Annotated in this window: 8 protein-coding genes; 4 read left to right on the top strand and 4 right to left on the bottom strand. The window is 61.3% G+C overall.

Annotated elements, in window-relative coordinates; all coding sequences use genetic code 11:
* Positions 1-83: 83 nt before the first annotated feature.
* Positions 84-401 (bottom strand): DUF2388 domain-containing protein, encoded by a 318-nt coding sequence (locus AC27VU_RS14820; RefSeq protein ID WP_003229284.1) that lies wholly within the window; start codon positions 399-401, stop codon positions 84-86.
* A 138-nt stretch (positions 402-539) separates the two neighbouring features.
* Between AC27VU_RS14820 and AC27VU_RS14815 the strand changes: the two genes are divergently transcribed.
* Positions 540-1,517 (top strand): hypothetical protein, encoded by a 978-nt coding sequence (locus tag AC27VU_RS14815; protein ID WP_488724335.1) that lies wholly within the window; start codon positions 540-542, stop codon positions 1,515-1,517.
* Between the two features lie 4 nt (positions 1,518-1,521).
* On the opposite strand, the gene tfpB is transcribed toward AC27VU_RS14815, so the two are convergent.
* Both tfpB and AC27VU_RS14805 read right to left on the bottom strand, forming a co-directional pair.
* Complete coding sequence (gene tfpB, locus AC27VU_RS14810; protein ID WP_488724334.1) at positions 1,522-3,306, bottom strand: type IV pilus assembly ATPase TfpB; 1,785 nt, start codon at positions 3,304-3,306, stop codon at positions 1,522-1,524.
* Positions 3,307-3,396: 90 nt separating this feature from the next.
* The gene (locus tag AC27VU_RS14805; protein ID WP_003229279.1) at positions 3,397-3,735 is read right to left on the bottom strand and encodes a hypothetical protein; all 339 of its coding nucleotides are present in this window, start codon (positions 3,733-3,735) and stop codon (positions 3,397-3,399) included.
* Positions 3,736-3,861: 126 nt separating this feature from the next.
* On the opposite strand from AC27VU_RS14805, the gene AC27VU_RS14800 reads away from it, so the two are divergent.
* Positions 3,862-4,326 (top strand): Lrp/AsnC family transcriptional regulator, encoded by a 465-nt coding sequence (locus AC27VU_RS14800; protein ID WP_488724333.1) that lies wholly within the window; start codon positions 3,862-3,864, stop codon positions 4,324-4,326.
* A gap of 142 nt (positions 4,327-4,468) precedes the next feature.
* Here the strand turns inward: AC27VU_RS14800 and AC27VU_RS14795 are convergent, their stop codons facing one another.
* Positions 4,469-5,839 carry a CYTH domain-containing protein gene (locus tag AC27VU_RS14795; protein ID WP_003229277.1) on the bottom strand — a complete coding sequence of 457 codons (1,371 nt, stop codon included), beginning with the start codon at positions 5,837-5,839 and terminating at the stop codon, positions 4,469-4,471.
* A 156-nt stretch (positions 5,840-5,995) separates the two neighbouring features.
* Here AC27VU_RS14795 and argE point away from each other — a divergent pair, with 156 nt between their 5' ends.
* Both argE and argA read left to right on the top strand, forming a co-directional pair.
* Positions 5,996-7,153: an acetylornithine deacetylase gene (argE, locus tag AC27VU_RS14790; protein WP_488724332.1), complete on the top strand. Its 1,158-nt coding sequence runs from the start codon at positions 5,996-5,998 to the stop codon at positions 7,151-7,153.
* Between the two features lie 271 nt (positions 7,154-7,424).
* Positions 7,425-8,723 carry an amino-acid N-acetyltransferase gene (argA, locus tag AC27VU_RS14785; RefSeq protein ID WP_003229273.1) on the top strand — a complete coding sequence of 433 codons (1,299 nt, stop codon included), beginning with the start codon at positions 7,425-7,427 and terminating at the stop codon, positions 8,721-8,723.
* Positions 8,724-8,765: the final 42 nt, after the last annotated feature.

The raw sequence follows: 8,765 nt of genomic DNA, 5'->3' as shown, positions 1-8,765 counted from the left end.
CTCCCACAGGGTGGCGTGGTGAATCCGGAATTACGGGCAAAAAAATGCCGCTCGATCGAGCGGCATTTTTGTCGGCGCAAGGCTTACTCGGATTCCACCGCATTCTTCGCCAGAATCGCATTCGCCAGTTCCATGTCGGTGGCCTGCAGGCCCGGGTTGTCGGCGCGGACTTTCTGCATCGCCGCTTCCAGGTACGGCCCGCGGATACCGCCGTCGCTGGCGACGAAGCTGCCGGCGTCGTCCTGCGCGGCGACGATCAGCTTGTGATCCTTGAAGGTCAGGTAGGTCGAACCGGTGGTGGCACCGGAGGAAATGACGTTACGCCAAAAGCCGTCGGCCATCGCTGAACCAACGGGAAGGGACAGCAAGGCAAGGGTCGCGACAGCAAGTTTGAGACGCATGATTGAGTGACTCCTGGGGGTTATCTAAGGCGTTGGATCGTCATTTACCCGATCCGGTTCCATGACTGCTCAGTCATGGAGCTGATGAGCTGGAGGTACGCAGGGTAGTTTGGCACCATGCACCCCGGTTTTTCATGCATGGACGCTGCCTTGGCTTTTATTTCTCTGATGTACGTGATGGTGTGGACAGTATGCACGGCGGCCTTTATCGGGCTCACGGTGCTGGTGATCATGCTGTGTGTGCCGACGTGGCGTCGTGCACTGTTGCGTCATCCACGCAAAGTGAGTGTTCTGGGGCTGCTTTGTCTATCGGTTGTCGGTGTGACCATCAACCAGATCACCAGCAGCATCGCAGACACTCTTGCCCGCAATTTAAGACTGAAGCACGAGGTTCAGGTCGAGGGTCTCAAATTGCCTGCGGGCACGTGGTTGCATCTAATGACCATCGATCCACTGGACGCGAACGGTCAACCGCAGATCCATGGCCTGGCGAGTCTGGACACTGCCAGGTTTCCTGCGCCGCAAACCCTCATGGGGGCGCGGGTTTCTTCACTGCAGATGTATCACCTGACGAGCGGAGAGATGCGCCTCGTCGGTGACCAGATAATTGATGGCTGGCCCTGTGCCCGCGACACGTTGCTGACCGTGAACTTCAGCGAAGAAACCCGGTTGCGCCCCGACCTCTGGCAGTTTGACGGCTGTACTTTGGTCGCCGGTGCAAAAGTCGCCGGTTTGGCCTGGCCAACCAAGAGTGGAGTGCAGAAGCAGGGCAACGAATACAGTGTCAGCTATTGGCAGGCATCGGAGTCCGTTTCGATTCAGGGCATTGAGTTGATGACCGCGACCGTGGAGCTCGATCAGCAACGCAATCCTCTGCATTGGAGTGGTCAACTGAGCAATCCAATGGCGCTGGGTGATTGGCGGTACCCCCGAGGCACTCGGGCAGCCCAGGGCAAGCCGCAAACATTGCGCATGACGTCGAGCCAGACGTATACCGCGAAAAATGTGCGCACCGGTGAGACCCTGAAGCCCAACTACTCGATCCTGCAACGTGTGCCAAATGGGCAGGTGCTATGGATCAAACCCAATGCCGAGATTAATGATCTCGACTGGTAGCCGGTTATTTCTGTTCGCTCTGCGGTGTTACCCGCAGCACCTCCTCAATGGTGGTCAGCCCCGCCGCAACCTTTTGTGCGCCCGACAGGCGCAGGCTGCGCATGCCTTCCTTGAAGGCTTGCCGCCGGATCGCGGTGAGGTCGGCGTCGGGGGTGATGAAGGCCTTGAGGCTGTCGCTCAATTGCATGATTTCGTAGACCCCGGCGCGTCCGCGATAACCGGTGTCGCGACACTCCAGGCAACCGATAGCGCGTTGCGCATTGCCCGGCAGCGGCGCCTGCCAGGGCCGGGTCAGGGTTTGCCAGTCTTCCTCTTCCAGCGTCAGCGGCGCCTTGCAGTGCGGGCACAGCGTGCGCACCAGACGCTGGGCCATGACCCCGAGCACCGTAGCCTTGATCAGATAGTGCGGCACGCCGAGTTCCAATAGCCGACTGATCGCGCTGGGGGCATCGTTGGTGTGCAGGGTCGACAGCACCAGGTGGCCGGTGAGTGCTGCCTGAATCGCCATTTCCGCGGTTTCCAGATCGCGGATCTCGCCGATCATGATGATGTCCGGGTCTTGCCGCATCAGCGCGCGTACCCCGGCGGCGAAACTCAGGTCGATGTTGTGCTGGACCTGCATCTGGTTGAACGCCGGCTCGACCATTTCGATCGGGTCTTCGATGGTGCAGAGGTTGATCTCCGGCGTCGCCAGTTTCTTCAGCGTGGTGTAGAGCGTGGTGGTCTTGCCCGAACCGGTTGGCCCGGTGACCAGAATGATGCCGTTGGGTTGGCGGGTCATGTCCTGCCAGCGGCGCAGTTCGTCGGCGGAAAAACCCAACTGATCGAAGTCCTTGAGCAGTACTTCCGGGTCAAAAATCCGCATGACCATTTTTTCGCCAAACGCGGTGGGCAACGTTGAGAGCCGCAGCTCCACCTCGCCACCGTCCGGGGTCTTGGTCTTGACCCGGCCGTCCTGGGGTTTGCGCTTCTCGGCGACGTTCATCCGCCCGAGGCTTTTCAGGCGGCTGACAATGGCCATGGTCACCTGCGGCGGAAATTGATAGACGTTGTGCAACACGCCATCAATGCGGAAACGCACGGTGCCCTGTTCGCGGCGCGGTTCGATATGGATATCACTGGCGCGCTGCTGGAAGGCGTACTGGAACAGCCAGTCGACGATGTTGACGATGTGCGCATCGTTGGCGTCCGGCTCCTGATCGCTGGCGCCGAGGTTGAGCAGTTGTTCGAAGTTGCCGAGGCTGCCGCTATGCGCGTCGGCATTGCTGGCGCCGCTGACCGATTTGGCGAGGCGGAAGAACTCGACGCTGAAACGCTGGATATCCGCCGGGTTGGCGACGACCCGTTTGATCGGCAGCTTCAGCACGTGGGTCAGGTCAGCCTCCCAACCGGTGACGTAGGGCTGGGCGCTGGCCACGACCACCGCGTCGCGGTCGACCGCCACCGCGAGAATCTTGTGGCGTTGGGCAAAGGCGTAGGACATCAGCGGGGTGATCGCCGCAACGTTGATCTTCAACGGGTCGATGCGCATGTACGGCTGGCCGGCCTGTTGCGCCAGCCACAGGGTCAGGCTTTCCAGATCCAGATGCTTGCCCGGACGGCTGAGGTCATCCAGTTGCTGGCTGGCAATGAATTCCAGCGGATGCTGCTGGCCGTGGGGCGCGTGGCGGCGCCGGGCATTGAGCGCCTGCTCCGCCGAATCCTGGCTGATAAAGCCCTGGGCGACCAGTTCACGCAACACATCGTTGAGATCCAGCCAGCGGTCCTGAGTGGCAAGTTGAACGGACATGCGGGCTCCTTTTGAACGACTGTGCGCAAAGGATAGTCGTGGCCCCGCAGACTGTTGGGCCACTACCCGACAAAGCCGTTGCCGGATTTGTCAGCCAGCCGCCTGGGCTGGCGCAGCCCACGCCGTGTCGGCGTTTTGCAGATTCACCGAGCAGACGCTGATCAGGTTACGAAGTTTTTCCGCAATCACCTGCGCGCGATGCCAACTGAGCCCGTCGATGACGATGTCGATCGACAGCAGATCGTCGAGCCGTTCGGCGTGGACCTGCTGCGGTGTGAGGAACTGCAGCGCGAACAGGTTCAGCACCCGCACCAGCAGATCCGGCTCGGCTTCGGCGAGCAGCTGATAACGCGCACAACAGTGGGCGTTGTTGACGTTCCACACATCGGCGCGGGGCGCAGGGGTATTCACGGCTTCGAGGTGAGGCATGTCCGGTCTCCAGAGTCAGTGGAGGAATTTTTACATTCGGTGTCGGGCATTTCTTGTCTAAGATGAGCGGATTCGCGGATTGCTCGACTGGAACGATTCGCAAAAAGATTATTTTGAGGATTGGTTATGCATAGCGAGCTGGACAGCTACGACCGGCGGATTCTCGCCCTGCTGCAAGAGGATGCGTCACTGTCCAGCGCGCAGATCGCCGAGCTGGTGGGGCTGTCGCAATCGCCGTGCTGGCGGCGGATTCAGCGGATGAAGGAGGAGGGGATCATTCGCGGGCAGGTGACCTTGCTTGAGCGCAAGAAGATCGGCCTGAACACGCAGATCTTCGCCGAGATCAAACTCAACGCCCACGGGCGTTCGAACTTCACCGAATTCACCGAGGCGATTCGCGGTTTTCCGGAAGTGCTGGAGTGTTATGTGCTGATGGGCGCGGTGGATTTTCTGTTGCGGATTGTCGCGGCGGACATCGAGGCGTATGAGCGGTTTTTTTTCGAGAAGCTGTCGCTGGTGCCGGGGATTCAGGAAGTGAACTCGATTGTGGCGTTGTCGGAGATCAAGTCGACGACCAGCCTCCCGGTCTAGCACGGATGGCCTCTGTGGCGAGGGAGCTTGCTCCCGCTGGGCTGCGAAGCGGCCCCAAAATCTGCAATTGCAGGAATCGGGAGTCCTTCGGCCTCCAGCGGGAGCAAGCTCCCTCGCCACAGTTTTCAGGTGTTGCTGAGCATTACATGCGCAGCAGCATTTTCCACGCACGATTCTGGTAAACCGCAATCGCCTGCTGCTTGCGCGCATCGAGCAGTTCGTCAGTGATCGTCGGTTCGTTGGCCAGTTGCGCCAGTTTGTTCAGCTCGCCGTACAGGCGATCCATTTCCGCGATCTCCAGCACGTTACGCGCATGGTGCAGCCAGACCTGGATGCGTTCGATGCGCGGCAGTTGCTCGGCCAGATCTTCCGGCTGCTGCTGATAACGCTGCAGTTGCAGGGACGTGGCTTCCTCGCCGAGCAGGCGCGGCAGCCAGCTGTGCAGTTGCGCGGCGCCCTGGCGGTTGCCGCGGGTGTTGCGCTCGGCGGTCCAGGTGCGGGCCAGCAACCAGCGCGACGCAGTCAGCGAGAACAGACCCCAACGCGGGTCTTCCAGCTCCTCAAGGAACTGTTCCGGCGCCGCTTTGCGCACGTCTTCGTCTTCGATGCCGACCTGAACCAGCGGGCGCCAGTCTTCGAGCAATGCGTCCAGCGCCACGCGCAGGTCGTGAGTGGCCGGACGCGGTGCGGCCTGGCCGAGGCTGCTGAGCAGGGCGCGCATTTCCGCAAGGTTCTCGACCCAGTCCTGCAGCAGGCGCCAGTGGCCGTTGAAACGATACTGTTCAGCCAGACGCTGGCTGCTGCCGAGCAAGTGCCAGCCCAGCGCGGCGAAGGCGTCGTCGAGTTGGGTTTCCGGAGTCAGTTGCGGCGCCGGCAGGCTCAGCGAGTAGCTGTTGGCGTCGTACAGACGGTAGCCGCGCTCGGCCTTGCTGATGTCGCACGGCATCAGGGCCAGGGTCTCGGCCAGTTCGGCGGCCAGTTCCAGCAGCGCGGCAGGCTCGCCTTCGCGCAGTTCCAGTTCCAGCTCACAGATTTCTTCTTTCTGTTTGCCGACCACCACGTGACCGAGGTCCAGCGCGGCTTCAATAACCACTTTGGCCTTGCCGCGGCCCCAGGCGATTTCCGCGCGCTCGCGGACGAAATCGGTGGTGAAGATCGGCTTCAGGGTTTTCTTGTCCAGCTCGGCCAGCGACTCGGGCCAGCATTCGCCGTCGAGTTTCTTCACGTCGAGCTTGGCTTTGGGCAACTTCCAGTCGTACTCGTTACGCTCGGACAGACCGGCAACACTCTGACCACGGGTCTTGAGGGTCTGAATTACTTCATCACCGTCCTTGCGCAGGCGCAGGGCGACTTTGGCTTGAGCCAGATCGCGCTCGGGGGTGTCGAAGTACTGGTTCATCAACTCACGGCGTTCCCAGCCATTTTTGTTGCGTTTCTTCAGTAGCGGGTGCTCGCGCAGGGCAGCGAGGGTTTCGCGGCTGACGCGGAGTTTGATTTCGGTTTCTTTCTGCATGGCCGGAAAATCCAGGATCGGGAGCGCAGCCGGGGGAATGTGTGGCTGCCAAGGCCGTGCAGTGTACAGGACTCAAACTTCCTACGCCCTGCGGCGGTTTATTCCGAGCGCCGGATGGCTCTATGATGGACTTCAAATCGGGAGTTGGAGTCAGCGATGCCTTTGCCATCCATGCAAGACCAGTTCGCTGCACTGATCGCCGCACCGTCGGTCAGTTGCACCCAACCGAGCCTGGATCAGTCCAACCGGGCGGTGATCGATTTGCTTGCCGGTTGGCTGGGCGATCTGGGCTTCAGCTGCGATATCCAGCAGGTCAGCGCTGGCAAATTCAACCTGCTCGCCAGTTTCGGCAGCGGCCCCGGCGGTCTGGTATTGGCCGGGCACAGCGACACGGTGCCGTACGACGATGCGCTGTGGCAGACCGATCCGCTGAAACTCACCGAGGTCGACGGCCGCTGGGTCGGGCTGGGCAGTTGCGACATGAAGGGGTTTTTCGCACTGATCATCGAGGCCGTGCAGCCGCTGCTCGATCAACCGTTCAAGCAACCGCTGCTGATCCTCGCCACCTGCGATGAAGAAAGCTCGATGTCCGGTGCCCGGGCACTGGCCGAGGCCGGCAAGCCGCTGGGGCGTGCGGCGGTGATCGGCGAGCCGACCGGGCTCAAACCGATCCGCCTGCATAAAGGTGTGATGATGGAGCGCATCGACATCCTCGGGCAAAGCGGCCATTCGTCGGATCCGCGCCTGGGCCACAGCGCCCTCGAAGCGATGCATGATGCCATCGGCGAACTGCGCGGTTTGCGTCTGTTGTGGCAGCGTGAATTCAACAACCCGCAGTTCAGCGTGCCGCAACCGACCATGAACTTCGGCTGTATTCATGGCGGCGACAACCCGAATCGCATTTGCGGCCAGTGTTCACTGGAGTTCGACCTGCGTCCGCTGCCGGGCATGGACCCCAATGTCCTGCGTGCGGAAATCCTGCGCAAGCTCAATCCGGTGGCCGAACGGCATCAGGTGAAGATCGATTACAAGCCGTTGTTCCCGGAAGTGCCGCCATTCGAGCAGGCCGCAGACACCGAATTGGTGCGCATCGCCGAAAAGCTCACCGGTCACAGTGCCGAAGCAGTAGCGTTCGGCACCGAAGCGCCTTATCTTCAGCGCCTGGGTTGCGAAACCATCGTGCTCGGCCCCGGCGACATTGCCTGTGCGCACCAGCCCGGCGAATACCTTGAAATGTCACGTTTGCAGCCTACCGTGCATCTATTGCGGCAGTTGATTGAACATTACTGCCTGAGCCCGGACAAAGTTCTATGAATTGAACAATGTCGATGTGGGAGCGAGCTTGCTCGCGAAGGCGTCGGGTCAGTCGACATTGATGTATCTGATACACCGCTTTCGCGAGCAAGCTCGCTCCCACAGGGATTGTGTTTTGTCTGACCAAACGCTGTAAATTGCCAGCACCCCAACCCGTATTCATGAGGAGAGCGCGCGTGTCGCCAAGCCTGTTCCGACGATAACCATCAGCCCGCTGTGCGTTTTCCGTTTCGCCCTTTTTCCGGCTGCTATTTATTACAGGCCCAGGTTCATGCCCGAATACGTTAATTGGCTTCGTCACGCGTCCCCTTACATCAATGCCCACCGCGACTGCACCTTCGTCGTCATGCTGCCCGGCGACGGCGTGGAGCATCCGAACTTCGGCAATATCGTCCACGACCTGGTGCTGTTGCACAGCCTCGGGGTGCGCCTGGTGCTGGTCCACGGTTCGCGCCCGCAGATTGAAACCCGTCTCGCCGCCCGCGGCCTGACTCCGCACTACCATCACGGCATGCGCATCACCGACGCGGCGACGCTGGAATGTGTGATCGACGCGGTCGGCCAGTTGCGCATCGCCATCGAAGCGCGGCTGTCGATGGACATGGCTTCGTCGCCGATGCAGGGTTCGCGTCTGCGCGTGGCCAGCGGCAACCTGGTGACCGCGCGGCCGATCGGCGTGCTCGAAGGCGTCGACTATCACCACACCGGCGAAGTGCGCCGGGTCGATCGCAAAGGTATCAACCGTCTGCTGGACGAGCGTTCGATCGTGCTGCTATCGCCGCTGGGTTATTCGCCGACCGGTGAAATTTTCAATCTGGCCTGCGAAGACGTCGCTACCCGCGCCGCCATCGACCTCGGTGCCGACAAGCTGCTGCTGTTCGGCGCCGACCTCGGTCTGATCGACGAGAACGGCAAACTGGTGCGCGAACTGCGTCCGCAGCAGGTGCCGGCGCATTTGCAACGTCTGGGCAACAACTATCAGGCGGAATTGCTGGATGCCGCCGCCGAAGCCTGCCGTGGCGGCGTGGCGCGCAGCCATATCGTCAGTTATGCCGAGGACGGTGCGCTGCTGACCGAACTGTTCACCCGTGACGGTGGCGGTACGCTGGTGGCCCAGGAGCAATTCGAACTGGTGCGCGAGGCGGCGATTGAAGACGTCGGCGGTTTGCTTGACCTGATCAGTCCGCTGGAAGAGCAGGGGATTCTGGTGCGCCGTTCGCGCGAAGTGCTGGAGCGCGAGATCGAGCAGTTCAGCGTGGTCGAGCGTGAAGGGATGATCATCGCCTGTGCGGCGCTGTATCAGATCGCCGATTCGGATGCCGGTGAGCTGGCGTGCCTGGCGGTGAATCCGGAGTATCGCCATGGTGGTCGCGGCGATGAGCTGCTTGAGCGCATCGAGACCCGTGCCCGGGCGCAAGGGTTGAAGACCCTGTTCGTCCTCACTACCCGCACGGCGCACTGGTTCCGCGAGCGTGGCTTCGAGCCTAGCAGCGTCGAGCGCCTGCCGGCGGCGCGGGCGTCGCTGTACAACTATCAGCGCAACTCGAAGATCTTCGAAAAGACCCTCTGACGATTAGCGAGTGATTCTTGTGGTGAGGGAGCTTGCTCCCGC

This window comes from Pseudomonas sp. 14P5.3.2 (genome assembly GCF_057799175.1).
Note: the sequence above shows the minus strand (reverse complement) of the source record. Positions and strands in the feature narration are given on the sequence as shown.

What these genes read in the sequence shown, in the direction of transcription:
- AC27VU_RS14820 (WP_003229284.1), bottom strand. Translation starts at nt 401, where the DNA reads ATGCGTCTCAAACTTGCTGTCGCGACCCTTGCCTTGCTGTCCCTTCCC.
- argE (WP_488724332.1), top strand. Translation starts at nt 5,996, where the DNA reads ATGCCTTTGCCATCCATGCAAGACCAGTTCGCTGCACTGATCGCCGCA.
- tfpB (WP_488724334.1), bottom strand. Translation starts at nt 3,306, where the DNA reads ATGTCCGTTCAACTTGCCACTCAGGACCGCTGGCTGGATCTCAACGAT.
- AC27VU_RS14795 (WP_003229277.1), bottom strand. Translation starts at nt 5,839, where the DNA reads ATGCAGAAAGAAACCGAAATCAAACTCCGCGTCAGCCGCGAAACCCTC.
- AC27VU_RS14805 (WP_003229279.1), bottom strand. Translation starts at nt 3,735, where the DNA reads ATGCCTCACCTCGAAGCCGTGAATACCCCTGCGCCCCGCGCCGATGTG.
- argA (WP_003229273.1), top strand. Translation starts at nt 7,425, where the DNA reads ATGCCCGAATACGTTAATTGGCTTCGTCACGCGTCCCCTTACATCAAT.
- AC27VU_RS14815 (WP_488724335.1), top strand. Translation starts at nt 540, where the DNA reads ATGGACGCTGCCTTGGCTTTTATTTCTCTGATGTACGTGATGGTGTGG.
- AC27VU_RS14800 (WP_488724333.1), top strand. Translation starts at nt 3,862, where the DNA reads ATGCATAGCGAGCTGGACAGCTACGACCGGCGGATTCTCGCCCTGCTG.